Genomic DNA, 17,465 nt, shown 5'->3' on the forward strand with positions numbered 1-17,465 from the left:
GCAGTTTAGGGAGGTGCAATATGGCCGACGCTTCTAGAGGAGTTTCAAGAGGCTCATTAGACGTGCGGATTCTTCAAGATATTGAATTTGATTTCCAGCTCTACAGGTCTCTTGGTGCAGTATCGTACGAAGGAGGCACCGTAGGAGAGATTCTTTCGCTTGTACCGCATATAGATTGTGAAGACCCATCAACTTGGGTGAAGTCATTCAAGGACCTGGCAACAAGGTTGAAGAACCACGCTCTGAAGGTTTTGCAGAAGGGCAATAGCGAGACTGCTAGACAGGAGTTTCTGAGAGCAGCAAGTTACTTCAGAGCAGCAGAGTACTTCGGAGATCCTCGAGACTCTAAGACAAGGTACATCGGTATGGAAAGCAGAGATTGCTTTGTATATGCTTTCAGAACCACTGATATTCAGTTCGAAGCTGAGAGAATACCCTACGGTGAGGATTTCATTCCGGCGTACTGGATTGCTCCAACGACCGGCGGCACGAAGAAGACGATAATTATGATGAGTGGTTTTGACGGGACATCGGAAGAGATGTATTTCCAGGCAGGCTCGGCCGCTTTGCAGAGGGGTTACGCGGTTGTTCTCTTCGATGGCCCCGGTCAGGTAGGAATGAGAAGGTTTTCGCCCGAGACTCCGTTGCGTCCTGACTACGAAGTTCCGATTTCCAAAGTTGTCGACTATGCTTTGTCGAAGGAGGATGTCGATCCATCAAGACTCGCGCTGTATGGCATTAGTCTCGGAGGTTATTTCTCACTTAGGGCCGCTGCTCACGATTCCAGAATAAAAGCCCTGATTTCCAATTCACCTGTTACCGATATCTACAAGTACCTATCTGCATTTGCCGGAGAAGCTATCAATTCTCCTGAAGATATTACACTGGAAACGGTCGACCTTGTGCCCTCGGAGTATTTGTCTAAGGCTCAAAAGCTCCAGCTCGTCAACATAATGCTCAGGTTCGGCGAGGTCTCCATGTCCAAGGCTTTCAAAAGAATGAGGGATTTCGTTGTAGGCAACGCTATAAAGAGTATTCAGGTTCCATTCCTTGCCATGGTGGGAGAGGGAGAAGGAGAAGAGGCGCTCATCCAGGCAAGGGAAGCCTCAGATAACGTTTCGGGAAAGTCAACAATGAGAATATTCAAGAAGCAGGAAGGCGCAGATTCCCATTGTCAAGTTACTAATCTTCCTTTGTCCAATTCAGTGCTTCTTGATTGGCTGGACGATGTTTTTGGAGCAACGACATGAAGCGTATTGGCCTTTTGGGTGGGATGAGCTGGGAATCATCACTGGAGTACTACAGATTGCTAAATGAAATGGTCAAGAACAGGCTTGGGGGATTGCATTCCGCAGAATGCACCTTGGCTTCAGTTGATTTCGGCCCCGTTTCGGAGATGCTAAAGAGTAATGACTGGAAGGGTATAGAGAGGGTCTTGACTGCCGCAGCCATTGATCTGAAGAGAGCGGGTGCAGACTTTCTTATCATATGTACCAACACAATGCATCTTTTGGCCAGAGAAATCGAAGGAGCATCAGGGCTTGAAGTCCTAGAAATCGGTAAGGCAGTCGGAGAGGAGATCGAGAGAAGGGGACTTGAAACCGTTGGACTCCTCGGCACAAGATTCACTATGGAGAGGGCTTACTACAAGGATACTTTGGCGGGATTTGGCATAAATGTTATCGTTCCTTCAGCTGAAGAAATGGTAGTAGTAGATATGATTATCTTCGAGGAGCTCTGCAAAGGAATCTTCAGGGAGGAATCAAAGTCAGTCTATAAGGCAGTGATTAAGGGTCTTCAGTTCAATGGAGCCGAGGGAGTTATCCTTGGTTGCACTGAGATACCTCTGCTGATCAAAGAATCAGACGCTGACATTGCCGTTTTCGATACTACGGCCATTCACGCCCGGGCGGCCGTCGATCATGCTCTTGCGTGATTCGGAATCAAGAATACTGAATAGTCCACAGTTCTCTAGAGAATGCATGACGCATGAGATTGACTCACAAGACAAAAGCGTTTTGCTTCTGAATCGGTAAGTTCGACCGGATCCGAGATTCCAAATCACTCTTGTGTGAATCTCGACAGGGAAGGCTATTTTCTCAGGTAGATACTGCTATTCACATGATTAGCAGCTATTTCAAATTGCTAGTGATCGTTCACTTCGCGGAAGGAGGATCTAAGTATGAAAAGACTCTTGTTAGTGCTTCTATCAGTACTGCTGTTATCGGTAGTCTCTTTTTCTAGCGTTTACAATAGTGCGTCCAACGGTGACCTGCAAGGGGTAAAGGAAGCTGTCAACAGCGGTGGTAATATTAACGAGCGTGGCTATGCAAACAAAACACCCTTGATGGTCGCAGCGGATTACGGCCACTCGGAAATAGCAACCTACCTTATTGAATCTGGGGCAGACATTTCAACTGTTGACGACAATGGCTATACAGCTCTTCATTACGCTGCGAGAAAGGGTCTCCTCGATGTCGTGAAGATGCTCCTTGAAAGAGGGGCGGACATAAACGCTCATCCGGCCAGTTCGATGTTTTATGAAGGCTATACACCTTTGATCCTTGCCTGTGACAACTCCAAGAACGATGCTACTCTGGAAGTCGTTAAGTATCTTGTGGAGAAGGGAGCCGATCTGGAGAGAGTTGAATATGCTTTCCGCTCACCTTTGATTGCTGCGATATTTTCGAAGGGGACAAATACCGTAGTCTTCCTGCTTGAAAACGGAGCCGATCCAAATCGACCGGCCAAGGACGGAAGAACTCCTCTCTATCTAGCTATATCGGAAGGCCTCCCAATTGAGGGCATAGAAGCGCTTCTAGAACATGGGGCAGATGTGTCTATCGGCAATGAATACTATACGCCGCTTCAACTGGCCGTATCGAAGTCCAATAATGATATTTCGAAAATGCTGATCGAATTTGGCGCCGACTATTCTGGAGTAGATGATTCAGGTAATACCCTACTTCATCGCGCTGCAGGTAAGGGATCTACCAAGAACATCGAGATGTTTGTTGAGCTTGGAATCGAAGTTGATTCAAGGAACTATGAAGGGAAAACTCCTCTGCATATCGCTTCAGAGAACGAGTCCTTGAGAAATGTCAAGCTCCTTATTTCGCTTGGAGCCGACGTCCTGGCAAGAGATAACAATAATCACCTGCCCCTACACTTGCATCTCGCTGTCTACCAAGAAGACAAAGAAACTATTGAGAGCTTGCTTTCTGCGGGTGTCAGTATCAATAACAATGAAGTAGAAAGCGGTATCTCACCGCTTCATATCGCAGCCGCTTATGGAAAGCTAGATATTGTCAAGTACCTCTTAGAAAGAGGCGCGGATGTTTCGATCGAGACAGATGAGGGAATCCTTCCAATTCATTCCGCTGTCGGCCGCAGGGGAAAGACGGAAGTCGTCGATTACTTGCTCGAAAGCGGAGCTGACATTGAGGCCGAAGATAACGAAGGCAGAACGCCTATCTTCTATGCTGTTAAAGACTACAACATGGAAGCGATTTCTTACCTCGGTGAGAGAGGAGCGAATGTCAATCATCAGGATCACAGCGGGAAAACGCCCTCACACTACGCTGTCGAGGACAAATGGGACGCGATCGAAATGCTTACGATCCTGAGCGGATTCGGTTTGGTGCCGGATACAAAGGACAACGCAGGAATGACTCCGGAGGATTATGCTGCATCAGAAGAGATAGTTGGATTCTTGAAAACGCTTTATTGAAGTCTCGGATAAGTCCGCGATCCAAACTACTAAACCGGTGTCTGCCTTGCGCAGGGACCGGTTGTTTGTAATGGGCCATAAGATGTTAACCAAGAAACGTCATTGTCAATCATTGACTCTTCTGGCATTTTGAGCGGCTTTCTGAAGAAGAGAAAACAGGCAATCTCTTTCGCCGTTGGAGAAACCTTCTGTTAGCATTGTTTCATGATCTCTTCCAAGCCTTCCTAGCTCTTGACCAATTCTTATGCCGCTTTCTGTGAGAAACAGCCTGTAACTCCGGCTGTCTGATGGGTCGGTTTTCCTCTTTATATAGCCTGCTTCGGTAAGTTTCTTCATGGCTACAGGAGTAATTCCCTTATCGACACCGAGGATTTCGCTGAGCTCATTCTGGCTTATTCCGTCCTGGACATCAGCACTCTCACAAAGAAGAAATGACCATTTCCCAGTCAAAATTTCTGCATTTCCCTGCTGAAATAGACATTTGCACTGCGCGAAATGCGATATATCCAGCGGCCAATGTACTCTTCTCTATCGAAGGCTGGATCACGCGACGTCCGTTGTGCCTGCCTCAGCACTGAGCTCACTTGAACGGAATATCTTCAGTTCTCTAAGGTAGAAAACCAGCGATATTGCGAAAGCGATCAAATCGGCAAGTGGAAAGGATATCCAGATGCCATTAATCCCTAGAAAGCGCGGAATCACTAGAATCAGTGGTATCAGAATTATTATCTGTCTAAGGAGGGATAAGAAAAGTGCGGGTATGGCCTTGCCAAGAGCCTGGAACATTCCAGAAGCAATAACCTGGATGCCAATGGTCGGGATGGCAAGGATAACAATCCTGAGAGCAGAAATTGTGGGTTCAATAAGCTCGATTTCATCAGTGAAAATCGATATGAGTTGTCTTGCAAAGAAGAACATTATGATTGCCGAGAAAAGGGCGATCAACGTGGTAACTGCGGAGGCCAGTTTGACAGACTCTCTTGCTCGCCTCATTTTTTTGGCGCCGTAGTTGTATCCGACAATTGGAAGAAATCCCTGATTGACGCCGAACATAGGCATTATGAAAACCATTAGAAGTCTGTTGATTACTCCATACACCGCAACGGCAATATCCCCGCCGTAAAATACAAGCGAATTGTTGAGAACCACAGCGAGAAGGCTGCCTGCCACCTGTCTTGAAAATGCAGAAAGACCCACGGAGACGGTTCCCTTCAGGATTGTCCACTCTGGAAGCAAAGAAGCCAGAGAGATTCTCAGCAGACTCTTTCCGCTAATGAAGTAAAAGAGAATATAGATCGAGGTAATCGCCTGAGACAAAACGGTTGCCAGCGCCGCGCCTCTTATGCCCATGTTGAGAGTGAAAATGAAAATGGGATCAAGAATTATGTTAAGAACAGCAGAGATCAACATTGCAGCCATTGCTATCTTTGGTTTTCCTTCTGCCCTAATAACATGGCTCATAGCCATTCCAAAAGAAAAGAAAGCGCTTCCGAGAAGTATTATGCTCAGGTATTCTCTCGCATACGGAATGATGGCTTCACTCGCTCCGAGCAGTATGAGCAACTGATCTATAAAAAAGTATCCCAGCAGGGTCATCGCCAATCCGAAGGCGATCGAGAAAGCCATTACGTTTCCAGCGGCGCGTCTTGCCTTTTCGTGATTCTTTTCACCCAGCGCCCTCGATATAACTGAAGCGCCGCCGATTCCGAACAACTGAGCAAATGCCATAACGAATATTTGAACGGGGAAAGAAATAGATATGCCCGCGATGCCCATCGACCCGACGCCTCTTCCGACGTAAATTGTATCAACGAAGTTGTACATTGCCTGAACAAGCATGCCGATAGTTGCAGGTAAAGAAAGACTGAGAAGAAGCTTTCCAATCCTCTCCTCCCCAAGCATCTTATGTATGTCTTTTGCCATAACTCACCTCTAAGACAGTTGCATATTCAACTATTATAATTCATAGTAGTACCGAATGCTTTCTCTCTCGCTTTCGTGCCGGTAGTTCTGATTCGATTAGAAGCGAGTTGGCAATCGTTGTCCGTAAGCGGTCCACCGTTCTCCGGAGCCGCCGTTGTATGCTTAAAGGCGGAGAACCCGCTGAACGCTGATGAAAAACCACGTTGACCGTCATCGCTTCTCCGTTCTCCGTAAAAGCCACGAAGAAGATTGAAAACAAGATTCAGGATCCGAGTCTGAAATGATTGCCTTATGTTATTCAAAAGACACCACATCGCGTCATGCTGAACTTGTTTCAAAATACTGCTCTCAAGGTTTTTCGAACCTGCACACTGCAACCTCGGTACTTCAAGACCAGATCCCGTACAGAAGCATCACGAGATGACATGACGTGGAAGCATTTCAGAGCGAAACGAGTTTTAATGCTTCTTTTCTTGTTTGCTCTTACCAACAACCAATAACGAACAATTTATTATCGCTCTTTCTTGTAGCACTGCGGAATGACAGTCTTTTCTTACTTCAGGTCATCCTGGCACGCTTCTGGCAAGGATCTCGATCTTTGAAACAGTTGCCAGTGACAAGTTGCGAGTTGTAAGAGCAAAAGCTAATAAACTCTCTAAGTATCTTGAAACGCTCTTCTCGGTGGACGGCGGACCGTTGACGGACAACGTTGTCTCCGTCAGTGACCAGCGGGTCCTTGTTCTTAAGCGAATAGCGGCTCTCAGGACGAGATCCCGTGCAGACCCATCACGGGATGACAAAGAAAGGGATTGATACTAGAGTAATTCGGGATGCCGGCCTTAGGTTATTCGAAAAGCATCGTATCGCGTCATTCTGACACGCTTCTTGTCAGAATCTCGATGAATAGCGCGGAGATCCCGATCAGTTACCCTGAACAGGATCCCCAAACAGGAGCATTTTGGGGCAGGCTTCTCAGGGCAGGCTCTACGGGATGACAGCCGTTTTTTATGTGATTCTGACATGATACCAGCCTGGATCTCGGTTCTCTCGTGAGCGAAGCGACCGTCTCTACCAGCTTTTTCTCGATTGCTCTTCTTGGTGGACGGGTCTTTGCTCTTGGACGGTCAACGGAGAACGGATCTTCATAGCGTTTCTTAGCCCGCGAAGCGGAACTGGCCTCGCCGAAGGCGAGACTGGCCAGGCAAAGCCTGACTGGCCACCGAAGGTGACTGGCTTTCAGATCGCTTCCTGCCGAAGGCAGCCCTGCGTCCGCCGATGTTCTTTCGGCGCCTTGCGTCTTATTCCGCTCTTTCCCATTCTCTTTTCGGAGAACCATTCAACGGCCAAGTGATCTCGCTTGGCACACCTCAACCTGCAATCCCCGACCCCGGTCACGTCGACGACGGCATCGGTAGGGTCGAAGTCTCAATGATTGGCAGCTTGTCAACCAAGAGTGTCTGTTGTATTCTTCTTCCATGGGACTTTACGCTCAATATTTGAGGTGAATTTATGATCCGGGGCAACAAGAAGTCTATTAAGGCCAAGTCGGCATTCTTCCTAGTTATTACGGGTCTTCTTTGGAGTACGGGAGGTCTGTTGATCAAAAATGTAGACTCAAATCCACTTGCGATTTCCGGAATGAGAAGTATTATTGCCTCTTTAGTAATACTTGTAGCTCTCGGAAAACCAAAGTTCACCTGGTCTTTTTCGCAGATAGCCTCGGCTCTAGCCTACACAATCACAGTGATCCTGTTCGTTTCAGCGAATAAAATGACTACAGCTGCAAACGCGATTTTGCTGCAGTCGACTGCTCCCATATATGTTGCGCTTTTAAGCGCCTGGATTTTGAAGGAAGCGGAGTTACTTTCGCTCTGTTCAATGTATTTATGAGACTCCAAAAGGATGGGTCTCCGATGGAGTCTGTGCTGCTAGGAAATATTCTTACTGCCGTTGTTGGAATTCCCTTTCTTATCGGTTCTCTTCCGAGTCTTTCCGGCTGGGTAAACCTTATTATACTGGGTGTTGCACAGCTTGGTTTGTCATATGTTTTCTATTCAGAAGCGATTAAGCATTCTACTGCACTGGAAGCAGTCCTGATACTCATGATAGAACCGATTCTCAGCCCAGTATGGGTCTTTCTCTTCATTGGAGAGGTCCCGGGAAAACTGCCAATGATCGGAGGAGCCATAGTAATTGGAGCGATAACTATCAGATTCATTGCGAGGGGGCTTTCCGGAAAGCCGATAGCGCTGAAATATGCTGCCGCCAGAAGCCTTTTCAAGCGTAATAGACTATAGATTCTTAATCGAGTTTCTAATTACACGTACCTCACAACTCATAATGTTGTAAAATAGTAAGAATACCTAACAAGAATGGAGGTGCATCATGTATTCAGATGAAGCATACTCCGCGGTTATCACTAAGATATTGTCTGGCGGAGCGGATTTTGCAGAAATCTTCCTGGAAGATAGATACACTGGAAGTATAAGCATGGTTCAAGGTGAGGTGGAAGGAAGCGTTTCGGGGAAATTGTTTGGAGCAGGATTGAGAGCCTTTAAGGGGACAAGAAGTATCTATGCTTACACAAACGACCTTTCACTTGATGGTCTTATGAAAGTTGCGGATAGGCTTAAGGCGGTCATTGATCAAGAAAGAGATGTGGATACCGTAATTGATTTCAGAGAGAGAGAGTACGTTGATCTTTGTCCGGTTCTTCATGCACCCGAAAGCATTCCGAAAAAGGAAAAAGTCGGTGTTATGAAGCTTGCTCATGAAGGAGCTTCGACTTTCTCAAGCACAATATCTCAAGTTGTCGTGAATTACATCGAGTATGATCAAAATGTCTGGATCTATAACTCCGAAGGAGTTAAAGCGCAGGATCATCGTTCAAGGACAAGATTGACGATATCCGCTGTTGCTACCAAAAACGGCAATATGGAGACGGGTTTCTATGGTCCGGGAGGTGCAATGGGGTTTGAGTTCTTCAATATCAAGGACCCAAGGGCCGCTGGTGAAAGAGCTGCTCGAATCGCCGACAGGATGGTTAAGGCTGAGTATGCGCCTGCGGGAAAGATGCCTGTCATAATCTCCAATGAATTTGGCGGGGTTATCTTCCATGAGGCATGTGGTCATGCCCTGGAAGCAACCGGAGTAGCAAAAGGGGCGTCGGTCTTTGCAGGGAAACTGGGACAGAAGATAGCAAATGAATGTGTCTCTGCCGTAGACGACCCGACGATACCTAATGCTTGGGGATCGGCAAATGTAGATGACGAAGGGACTCCGACAAGAAGAAATCTTCTAATAGACAAGGGAATCCTCAAAAACTACATGATTGACCGCCTCGGAGCGATAAAGATGAGAATGGAGGTCACTGGAAGCGCCAGGAGGCAGGATTACACATACGCTCCGACATCTCGAATGAGCAACACCTTCCTCCTTCCGGGAGAGTACTATCCGGAGGAAATAATCGCAGCAACAGACTACGGTTTGTACGCAAAATCCCTTGGAGGCGGTTCCGTGATGCCATCCACGGGTGAATTCAACTTTGCAGTAATGGAAGGTTACATGATAGAGAACGGCAGGATAACCAGGCCGGTACGCGGTGCGACTCTAATTGGGAAGGGCGATGAGGTTCTCACGAAGATAGACATGGTCGGTAATGATCTGGCGAGAGGTCAGGGAATGTGCGGATCTATCTCTGGCTCGATTCCCGCCGATGTAGGTCAGCCCACTGTGAAAGTGTCTGAACTGATAGTTGGGGGGCGAAACTGATGGATATCAAGACTTTCGCTGACAAAGCCTTCGAAATCTCCAGAAAGATAGGGTTCGAGGAATCCGAAATATATTACTCAAGCGGTGGAGAATTCCAGCTGAGCTCTCTGAACGGCGAAATAGATTCGTATAAGGATGCCAGTTCGACAGAAGTGTACTTCAGAGGACTTAAGAGCGGAAAGATCGGAGCTGCTTTTTCCGAGGTTCTTAGCGAAGAAGCTGCAGAACTGCTGGTCGATGAGGCTTTTCAGAACTATTCTGTAGCAAGTGGAGAAGATGTATATGTGTTTCACGATGGATCAGGCGATTATGCGCAGTTCGATGGTTATTCAGGAGACTTTCAGAAGAAATCAGTCAAGGAAAAGATCGATACGGTGATCGCGTTGGAGAAATCGGCGCTGGACTACGACAAGAGAATCGTTATGATTCCGACTTGCATAAATGCAGACAGCTGGTCGGAACTTGTTATCGTAAACACCCTAGGTCTTAACAAAACGTATAAGAGCGATTACGGATTTGCTGTCGTTGTGAGCCTTGCGGGAGATGAGAAATCGAAGAAGACGGGCTTTTCCTTTTCACTTGTTAGAAGACCTGAGGAGCTTGATGTCGAGAGAATCGGTCATGAGGCCTCCAGGAGAGCGGTGGAACAGCTGGGTGCTGGAAAAGTCAAGAGCGGAAGGTACAGAGTAATCTTCAGGAACGACGTATTTGGACAGTTATTTGGGACCTTCATGTCAATGTATTCAGCAGATAATGTTCAGAGAGGACTTTCGATTTTGAAGGGAAAAGAGGGAACAGCAATTGGATCAAGCAGGCTGACTGTCTATGACGATCCTTTACTGCCCGAAAGTCCCTATAGCAAGCCTTTTGATGACGAAGGCTTTCCGACTTCCAAGAAAGCGATCGTGGAGAATGGAAAACTTATGACCTTCTTATATGATCTGAGAACTGCGAAAAAGGATGGGAAGAAGTCAACAGGCAATTCAGTGAGAGGAACTCACAGAGCAAAGCCTTCCATTGCTCCCGTCAATACTGTCATTGAGAGAGGAGAGAAGAGTTTTGACGAACTTCTCGAGACTATGGGAGAAGGGATATTTGTGACCGACTTAACGGGTCTGCATTCAGGAACAAATCAGGTCTCAGGGGAGTTTTCTCTTGGCGCCAGCGGGTTCTATGTCAGAAACGGTAAGATCAGTAATCCAATTGAGCAGTTCACAATATCCTCAAACATATTGAAGGTCTATAATGGAATTGCTGAAGTTGGGTGCGATCCAATCTCCTCAATTTATCGTGTTACTTCTCCTTCAGTGCTGGTGGACGAAATCGATGTTGCATCTGAGTGATAAGGGAGGTGCGTTATTTGCCATTATACAGGTTTGTCTGTGAAGATTGCGGTAATGAAGAGAGCCTTCTTCTGAAGATTGACTCTCAGGTGCCCCCTTGCGAGAAATGTGGTGGCAGCCTCTCCAAGCAGATAACCAACATCTCAAGCTTTGGCTGTTCTTCAGGTTCCGAAAGCTGCGGATCCTGCTCTGGTGGAAGCTGCTCTACTTGTGGCAATTGAACTCTTTATGAACACAAGCCCGGGGATCCCCGGGCTTTTTTGTTATCCGGTTTCCAGTTTTGTTTACCTTTAAAGCTCTTTTCAGTTATTCGTTTTTGTAGCTTCCGTTCTGCATTCAAAATCTCTGGCCGATCGCTTTGATTCATATATATTTCGGTTCATTCTGACCCGGAAAGACAACCGAAGAAATTGTCTAGCCTTTGGCCTGCAAGCAGTGTGACCAAGCGTTTACGAGACACCCAGGCATTCTAGGCATCTTCTCACCGATTCAGCTGTCGAGTTCCTTCTTAGATATCGACAATGTTCGAGGCTAGACTTCACCTAGTAGAGCTCAAGATACTTGCTAGTTTCCCAGTCTGTTACCGAAGCACAAAACTCGCTCCATTCGCTTTCTTTAGATCTCATGAAAGTATGAAAGACATGCTTGCCTAGAGTGTCTCTAACAAATTCGCTGTTTTTTGTGAACTCAAGAAATTGCCAGAGAGTGCCCGGAAGGCTTTCTATCATAAGCTCCTTCCTTCTTGATCCCTTCATGTTGAAGATGTTTTCATCTATTGGGACTGGTGGTTCAATACCTTTTTCAATCCCGTCCAGCCCGGCTGCGAGTGTAAGAGCAAGTGCAAGATAGTGATTACATGTGGGATCAAGGCTCCTGAATTCCAGCCTGGTACCTTCTTTTCTAGTCTTGGGAATTCTGATCATCGCACTTCTGTTGCACAGAGCCCAGGAAATGTTTACAGGAGCTTCGTAACTAGGCACCAACCTCTTATAACTGTTAATTGTGGGGTTCGTTATTGAGGTGATTTCTCTTGCATGAAAGATAAGACCTCCAACAAAGTTCAGTGCAAAGGTACTCAGACCGTGTGGACTGCTTGGACTGAAGAAGGCATTCTTGCCTTCAGAAAGGAGTCTCATATGAATGTGCATTCCAGATTCGTTCACTCCTGAAAAGGGTTTGGGCATTAATGTGTCATGAAATCCGTCGGCTATTGCTATTGTCTTTAGCACCCATTTGAAAGTCTGGATATTATCTGCGGTCTTCAATACGTCCGTGTATCTGAAGTCAATCTCGTGTTGTGAAGGAGCAACCTCATGATGTGCAGCCTCAACTTCAAACTCCATTTCTTGTAGCGACATTACAATCTGTTTTCGAACTTCTTCGCCTCCATCGACGGGAAGTAAGTCGAAATAACTCCCTATATCAAGCATTTTGCCAACGGGTTTTCCACAAAAACTATCCCTTCTAACAATGAAAAACTCCGGTTCTGGCCCTGCGAAAGCTTCGAATCCCATCTTTCTCGCTCTTTCGATGACCTTTTCAGTATATACCTTGGATCTCCATCAAATGGAACTTCATCTGGTTTGTACACGTCGCAGATCAGCCTTATCGTATTAGAGTTGCCGTTGTCCCATGGAAGTAAAGCGAAAGTCGATAGATCAGGCCTTAGATACATGTCGGACTCTTCGATTCTCACGAACCCGTCAATTGAAGAACCATCAAACATAGCGCCTTTCTCAAGAATAGTTGGCAGCATCCTTGCGGGCACTTCTACATTCTTCAGCATCCCGTATTGTTTGTTATCTGAAGCCTTGCGAAACCAATTTCCCCAGATCCACTCTTCTGAACCTGCTCTTTTTCGGTCACGTTACCCCCGCGATCCTTGCACGACCCAAGGGCATGTGATACTAAAGTATATGCCTTGTTCAATAAGATTCTTCGAACCAATCGAAAAGTTTTGGAGTACAAATTGATGATAAACTAATCATAGGGAGGTGCCTGATGAATATTAAGCGTGCCTTTATAAGTGTTCACAACAAGTCGGGAGTGGAGAAGATCGCGGGCTATCTTGCCTCTAATGGGGTGGAGATAGTTGCTACAGATCACACCGCGGAATATCTTATAGATCATGGAATCAATGCAATAAAGGTTGCAGACTACACAGGGTTTCCATCAATACTTGACGGAAGGCTTAAGGCGATTCATCCGAGGATAATCGGAGGAATACTTGCGATCCAGGATCTTCCCTCACACATGACGGAGATGAAGGAACATTCGATTCTTCCCTTTGACATAATAATCCTGAACCTCAAGCCCTTTGAGTCTGCAGTGAAGAAATCACCCGATGAGTTGAACCTTTCTAAGGAGATCGATGTGAGTGGACCTGCACTTCTTATGGCAGGTGCCAAGAATCACAGGGATATAGTCGTCATTTCCGATCCGACAGACTATGATGAAGTGATAGAGAGTCTGGAAGAATGTGGCGATGTTCTTCTTCTGAAGAGGAGAAGGTATGCTCTGAAAGCGATCTATGCGGCGATGCTTTATAATTCGTCTATTCATAAGGCGCTCTCTCAGATTTTCGCTTCTGAAAAATATGATTACACAGTCATGGAGCACGTTATGCAGCTTCTCTACGGGGACAATCCCTCTCAGAAGGCATACCTCCTGAAGCTCTCAAAAGAACCCGGCCTGTTGGACGAGGTTCAGATCGGTAATCCTGCTGTGGGGCTGAAGAAGTCTCAGTTGAGGAACATGAATGTATTCATGGAGCTCTATTACTACAGTGATAATATCTCTGTCTTTCTAGACAAGGGAAAGATAACGAAGGTCTTTGCCGGCAAGCTACGTGACGGTTATTCGGAAGGTGGCCCAGACACGATGTTTGCATCTACTTTTGCTATTGATGGAGATACCATCAAGAAGCTTCACGAGGGCGGGGTTGAAGCTTTTGGCGGAGTTTTCGACCGTGATGCAATTCTTGCTGCACGCGAAAGAGATATTATGATACTCACTGCTCCTGCGCACGAAGCGGTGTCTCTCTCAGAAGAGACTTACTCAGGCTTCGGAAATTACTTCGTGAGAGAACTATCATATAAAATGAAGGACTACGATCTTGAGAATGACGATAAGCTTGCTCTTTTCTGTTCTAGAGTGAATAGAGCGAACAACTTATCCATCTTCAGAGAGGGTGAGAGCGCCCTTCTGAAGAGTGGATTGAGCTACACAGAGCTCATGAATTATGACTTTGAGGATCACGACCTTCAGGATTCGGTGATGGCATCAGATAATGATCTTACCGATGAAGTGCTCGCAAGACTCAAGGCCGCCGGAGTTAGAAGAATGATTTTGCCAGGCACAAGAAGAACCTATTCTCATAAGAGTGTACTCGTTCTGGGAATCGACTTTACTAGACTAAACAACTAAGGAGCACTTGAAAGCTGTAGAGTCAGAATATATAATGTAGTTACACCATGCTAGGCGGGGAGCTGGCGGTTCCCTGTACCCGAAATCCGCCATACGCGGGGCCGAATGCCTTCCGAGGCTTTGCCGGTTTGGTGTCGGTTTGTTTGAAGGTGTTGAGGATTGAGTCCTGCGCAATGGGAACTTGCGAACCTGGTCAGGTCCGGGAGGAAGCAGCCATAAGCAAGCACTCCCGTGTGCCGCGGGGCCGCTCAGTCTGAGCCGGATGGCAAATACGGCCAGGTTGTCAATGTCGACGGAGGATGCATGGTGTTTCTTCTATGTATCATGCTTATCATCTGCTAGAATTAATATGACAATTATAGACGGTTATTAGGAGGTATATAGAATGTTGCTTAAGGGAGAAAAGGCAGAAGACTTCTCGCTTTTCGGTTCGGATCTTAAGGAGTATAAACTCAATGAATATCTAGGCAAGAAAGTAGTTCTTGTTTTCTATCCGGGAGCATTTACAAGTGTATGTCAGAAAGAGCTTTGCACATTCAGAGACTCGCTGGCCAACTTCGAGAGTATGAATGCTGTGATTCTTGGAATAAGTATGGATAGTCCCTTTGCCAACAAAGCCTTTAAGGAGCAGAATTCCCTTTCCTTCCAACTTCTGTCTGACGTCGCAGGGGAGGTATCTAGGAAATACGGAGGAGTACACCAGGACTTTTCGGGCGTGAAGGGACTAGTTGTCTCTAAGAGAGCTGTATTCATTGTGAACAGAGATGGCAAGATCGCTTACACGTGGGTCTCAGATGATCCTAGAGTTGAGCCTGACTACACAGAGATCGCGAATCAACTGAAGAGGATTTAACGACAGGGGGATCCCCACGTCGTTTTTGTAATAGGAGGTCAGCATGACTGAATTCAGTTTTCCGGAATACTCGACCGAGCTACTGGAGTATCTTAAATCAGGAAGGGTGCTAATAGGTGTGACAGACGGAGTAGAAACTAACTTGATGACAGTTGCCTGGGGCTTCTTGGGATACACGTGGAATCGTCCTGTATTTATTACCATGATCAGGCCAAGCAGATTCACTCATAATTTCTTCAGGAGCAGTGACGGCTTTTCGGTTAACTTCATGTCGGCGAAGTGGCAAGAGGCACTTAATTTCTGCGGAACAAGAAGTGGAAAATACTTCGACAAATTCAAAGAGACAGGCTTAACCCCTCAAGAGGGAATTTCACCATCGATTGTAGTGGTAGGTGAGGCAGACAAGGTGCTGGAATGTCGTGTCATATCGAAAGAAGCACTAACACCGCTAGCCCTTAATGGAAGTATTGCCAGTACTTTCTATGGTGATAACTCATACCATTCACTCATATTTGGAGAGATTACCGACTCATACACTCTTCCTTGAGTAAATGCCGAGAGTCAAAGTTAGCAGAAGAGACGCTATAAGAATAGACCACAGTACATACGACGACCAATTAGGCGTCTGATGGCTTAGTCTTGAGGAAGAGTCAATGAGAAGAATGTCTCTGGCAAAGATAAGAGAGATAATGGTTTGGAGTGAAGAAAGAAACCCAACGACGAAATTCCATCCCCTTCTTTGGGCAACTATTGCAGCGATATGAGCAAAGATGTAAATTACGAATGAAACTGGAGCCAATGCAACTCCCATGACGAAGACTAGTCTTACGGACTCAGGGTTCTGAAGAACATTATCCGACATTTGATTTGCTATAATAATAAGACTGACCGAAAGCAAACCGACTACCGTAGCTATTGAAGTCAAATGCATGTAGGCCTTTTCTCTTCTTCTGGCCTGCACAACGCTTATCGCTCCATGTTCTCTCTTCTTCAAATCATTCACCCAGACAACAATATTCCAAACTTACGGTCTCTTACAATAAGTTGGCAAAGCTTCCAAAGTAGTACGTATATTGAATCATTTGCGTGCGCATTATTATTATTATACTGCAAGTAATACTAATTATCGAAAGCTAACTAGATCTTTCACTGGAGCCGTCTATCTTAGGTCATTTGAATGGAGCAAATCGATGAATAAGCGACAAATAACATTTTGTCTGCCGGACCGCTCTCTCGAAAAGTCTGTCATTCTACATATGACTAGGTTTGATTGTTTCTTGCAAACGGGACAGATATTAGCAGCGCTAACAATAGTATCAAGTTCGGAATGATCATTTTGATAAAGGACTTGATTGTGACACTTGCAGGATATGTGATTGAATCAAAGTCATACTTGATTTCAGTGTATCTATAATTAAGACCTCGAACAATGCATATGGGCGAACACTCATCAAAGCCACCCATAGCTGTACCTGCAAAAGCAGCAATGGAGTCGACAACAATGTCCATACCACCGGACTTTGGCTTCCCGAACAGATCAGTTCTTGCATGTTCTCTAGATAAAGGATCAATTCCAGAGAAACCAATAGAGACATCAAGTGAACCGGTCTTCCCAACCGATGCTATGGTGTCCGTAATGATTACTGCTGCTTTCTTACCTGTAAGCAGTTCGATTTCTTGACGGATCTTCTCTGCACTCTCACACGGATCTTTTGGGAGGAGAGATACCCATCCTTTCGGAAGATTGGACGCATCTATTCCGGCTTCATCAAGATAGACACCATATTTCCTTATCATGAACACGTTTCTAAAGCTGTCAATAACCTTCTCACTCTTGCTTTGATCAACTGATACCTCCTGCATTCTCTTTCTGATTACCTTGTTCTTTAACACAGACTTGTAAGGGAACACAGCTGATATTCTCCCTTCTCTGAGAATCAATTCTACTTTCGAGGATTGCTTTCCAAAGAGCTTCCCAAGCAGTCTCGCACGTAGCGAGGGCCTTATTTGACTTAGCTCATAACATCTTCCTTCCAGAATTGAAACGATCTTTGAAGTGATGACTATTACATCCCCACTTTCAATTACCTCCCCGGCACTCTCTACTGATCGAAGAATAAAAGATCCAGGTGAAGGATACTCCTTACCGGGCTCGAGTCTTGAAATAAGTCTCACTGGAGTAACGGTTATTGCTGACATGCCGTCTTTCACTTTTGTTACAACGGTTTTGAGAACAGTGCTATCCACTTCAGCATCACCACTCTTTAATAAGGCATGACTTCCCCATCAAGAATCAATTAAGAACAGTTATTCAATCTATCGTACTGAAAAACCCCTATTCGAATCAATAGCCAAACTGACTTGAAATTATCGTAATCGACATCAATGACATTGTACTCTTATTTTAGCTGTCATCCAA

At 45.8% G+C, this 17,465-nt stretch carries 15 protein-coding genes, 1 other RNA gene and 1 pseudogene; 12 read left to right on the top strand and 5 right to left on the bottom strand.

Features of this window, described 5'->3' with window-relative positions; all coding sequences use genetic code 11:
• The first annotated feature begins 20 nt into the window (after positions 1–20).
• The 3 genes from Q502_RS00040 to Q502_RS00050 all read left to right on the top strand — a co-directional run bounded on the left by Q502_RS00040 (position 21) and on the right by Q502_RS00050 (position 3,730).
• The gene (locus tag Q502_RS00040; RefSeq protein ID WP_099830225.1) at positions 21–1,250 is read left to right on the top strand and encodes a S9 family peptidase; all 1,230 of its coding nucleotides are present in this window, start codon (positions 21–23) and stop codon (positions 1,248–1,250) included.
• Positions 1,247–1,936: an aspartate/glutamate racemase family protein gene (locus Q502_RS00045; RefSeq protein WP_099830226.1), complete on the top strand. Its 690-nt coding sequence runs from the start codon at positions 1,247–1,249 to the stop codon at positions 1,934–1,936. Before Q502_RS00040 ends, Q502_RS00045 begins: the two co-directional genes overlap by 4 nt.
• A 246-nt stretch (positions 1,937–2,182) precedes the next feature.
• Positions 2,183–3,730: an ankyrin repeat domain-containing protein gene (locus Q502_RS00050; protein ID WP_099830227.1), complete on the top strand. Its 1,548-nt coding sequence runs from the start codon at positions 2,183–2,185 to the stop codon at positions 3,728–3,730.
• A gap of 105 nt (positions 3,731–3,835) precedes the next feature.
• Here Q502_RS00050 and Q502_RS00055 read toward each other — a convergent pair whose 3' ends face one another.
• Together Q502_RS00055 and Q502_RS00060 are read right to left on the bottom strand one after the other, a co-directional pair.
• The gene (locus tag Q502_RS00055) at positions 3,836–4,180 is read right to left on the bottom strand and encodes a MarR family winged helix-turn-helix transcriptional regulator (RefSeq protein WP_243392358.1); all 345 of its coding nucleotides are present in this window, start codon (positions 4,178–4,180) and stop codon (positions 3,836–3,838) included.
• Between the two features lie 93 nt (positions 4,181–4,273).
• Positions 4,274–5,653 carry an MATE family efflux transporter gene (locus Q502_RS00060; protein WP_099830228.1) on the bottom strand — a complete coding sequence of 460 codons (1,380 nt, stop codon included), beginning with the start codon at positions 5,651–5,653 and terminating at the stop codon, positions 4,274–4,276.
• A gap of 1,509 nt (positions 5,654–7,162) precedes the next feature.
• Between Q502_RS00060 and Q502_RS14480 the strand changes: the two genes are divergently transcribed.
• The 5 genes from Q502_RS14480 to Q502_RS14975 all read left to right on the top strand — a co-directional run bounded on the left by Q502_RS14480 (position 7,163) and on the right by Q502_RS14975 (position 10,988).
• Complete coding sequence (locus Q502_RS14480) at positions 7,163–7,543, top strand: EamA family transporter (RefSeq protein WP_243392359.1); 381 nt, start codon at positions 7,163–7,165, stop codon at positions 7,541–7,543.
• Positions 7,544–7,566: 23 nt separating this feature from the next.
• Positions 7,567–7,950 carry an EamA family transporter gene (locus Q502_RS14485; RefSeq protein ID WP_243392360.1) on the top strand — a complete coding sequence of 128 codons (384 nt, stop codon included), beginning with the start codon at positions 7,567–7,569 and terminating at the stop codon, positions 7,948–7,950.
• An 88-nt stretch (positions 7,951–8,038) separates the two neighbouring features.
• On the top strand, positions 8,039–9,424 hold the full coding sequence (locus Q502_RS00080; protein ID WP_099830231.1) for a TldD/PmbA family protein: 1,386 nt from the start codon (positions 8,039–8,041) through the stop codon (positions 9,422–9,424).
• A complete protein-coding gene (locus tag Q502_RS00085) occupies positions 9,424–10,767 on the top strand; it encodes a TldD/PmbA family protein (RefSeq protein ID WP_099830232.1) in 1,344 nt (447 codons plus the stop codon). The genes Q502_RS00080 and Q502_RS00085 overlap by 1 nt, the downstream gene beginning before the upstream one ends.
• Positions 10,768–10,775: 8 nt before the next feature.
• Entirely contained in the window at positions 10,776–10,988 is a 213-nt protein-coding gene (locus tag Q502_RS14975) for an FmdB family zinc ribbon protein (protein ID WP_374704132.1), read from the top strand.
• Between the two features lie 321 nt (positions 10,989–11,309).
• On the opposite strand, the pseudogene glnA reads toward Q502_RS14975, so the two are convergent.
• A pseudogene (gene glnA / locus Q502_RS00095) lies at positions 11,310–12,633 on the bottom strand (type I glutamate--ammonia ligase).
• Between the two features lie 135 nt (positions 12,634–12,768).
• Here glnA and Q502_RS00100 point away from each other — a divergent pair.
• From Q502_RS00100 to Q502_RS00115, 4 genes are all read left to right on the top strand, one after another.
• Positions 12,769–14,193, top strand: coding sequence for a phosphoribosylaminoimidazolecarboxamide formyltransferase (locus Q502_RS00100; RefSeq protein ID WP_099830234.1), 1,425 nt, complete (start codon positions 12,769–12,771; stop codon positions 14,191–14,193).
• Between the two features lie 45 nt (positions 14,194–14,238).
• An RNA gene (ffs, locus tag Q502_RS00105) (signal recognition particle sRNA large type) lies at positions 14,239–14,500 on the top strand.
• Positions 14,501–14,578: 78 nt separating this feature from the next.
• The gene (locus tag Q502_RS00110; RefSeq protein WP_099830235.1) at positions 14,579–15,046 is read left to right on the top strand and encodes a peroxiredoxin; all 468 of its coding nucleotides are present in this window, start codon (positions 14,579–14,581) and stop codon (positions 15,044–15,046) included.
• Between the two features lie 43 nt (positions 15,047–15,089).
• The gene (locus tag Q502_RS00115; RefSeq protein ID WP_099830236.1) at positions 15,090–15,593 is read left to right on the top strand and encodes a flavin reductase family protein; all 504 of its coding nucleotides are present in this window, start codon (positions 15,090–15,092) and stop codon (positions 15,591–15,593) included.
• Here the strand turns inward: Q502_RS00115 and Q502_RS00120 are convergent.
• Both Q502_RS00120 and Q502_RS00125 read right to left on the bottom strand, forming a co-directional pair.
• Positions 15,576–16,049 carry a hypothetical protein gene (locus Q502_RS00120; RefSeq protein WP_099830237.1) on the bottom strand — a complete coding sequence of 158 codons (474 nt, stop codon included), beginning with the start codon at positions 16,047–16,049 and terminating at the stop codon, positions 15,576–15,578. The two genes, Q502_RS00115 and Q502_RS00120, sit on opposite strands and share 18 nt — an antisense overlap.
• A 257-nt stretch (positions 16,050–16,306) precedes the next feature.
• Positions 16,307–17,293, bottom strand: a complete 987-nt coding sequence (locus Q502_RS00125; protein WP_099830238.1) for a coenzyme F420-0:L-glutamate ligase — start codon at positions 17,291–17,293, stop codon at positions 16,307–16,309.
• Between the last annotated feature and the right edge of the window lie 172 nt (positions 17,294–17,465).

It is taken from the genome of Mesotoga sp. Brook.08.YT.4.2.5.2. (assembly GCF_003351125.1).
Taxonomy (GTDB): Bacteria; Thermotogota; Thermotogae; order Petrotogales; family Kosmotogaceae; genus Mesotoga.

Excerpts from the sequence above, each read along its gene's own strand:
- Q502_RS00040 (WP_099830225.1), top strand. The coding sequence starts at position 21 with ATGGCCGACGCTTCTAGAGGAGTTTCAAGAGGCTCATTAGACGTGCGG.
- Q502_RS00045 (WP_099830226.1), top strand. The coding sequence starts at position 1,247 with ATGAAGCGTATTGGCCTTTTGGGTGGGATGAGCTGGGAATCATCACTG.
- Q502_RS00050 (WP_099830227.1), top strand. The coding sequence starts at position 2,183 with ATGAAAAGACTCTTGTTAGTGCTTCTATCAGTACTGCTGTTATCGGTA.
- Q502_RS00060 (WP_099830228.1), bottom strand. The coding sequence starts at position 5,653 with ATGGCAAAAGACATACATAAGATGCTTGGGGAGGAGAGGATTGGAAAG.
- Q502_RS14480 (WP_243392359.1), top strand. The coding sequence starts at position 7,163 with ATGATCCGGGGCAACAAGAAGTCTATTAAGGCCAAGTCGGCATTCTTC.
- Q502_RS14485 (WP_243392360.1), top strand. The coding sequence starts at position 7,567 with ATGGAGTCTGTGCTGCTAGGAAATATTCTTACTGCCGTTGTTGGAATT.
- Q502_RS00080 (WP_099830231.1), top strand. The coding sequence starts at position 8,039 with ATGTATTCAGATGAAGCATACTCCGCGGTTATCACTAAGATATTGTCT.
- Q502_RS00085 (WP_099830232.1), top strand. The coding sequence starts at position 9,424 with ATGGATATCAAGACTTTCGCTGACAAAGCCTTCGAAATCTCCAGAAAG.
- Q502_RS00100 (WP_099830234.1), top strand. The coding sequence starts at position 12,769 with ATGAATATTAAGCGTGCCTTTATAAGTGTTCACAACAAGTCGGGAGTG.
- Q502_RS00110 (WP_099830235.1), top strand. The coding sequence starts at position 14,579 with ATGTTGCTTAAGGGAGAAAAGGCAGAAGACTTCTCGCTTTTCGGTTCG.
- Q502_RS00115 (WP_099830236.1), top strand. The coding sequence starts at position 15,090 with ATGACTGAATTCAGTTTTCCGGAATACTCGACCGAGCTACTGGAGTAT.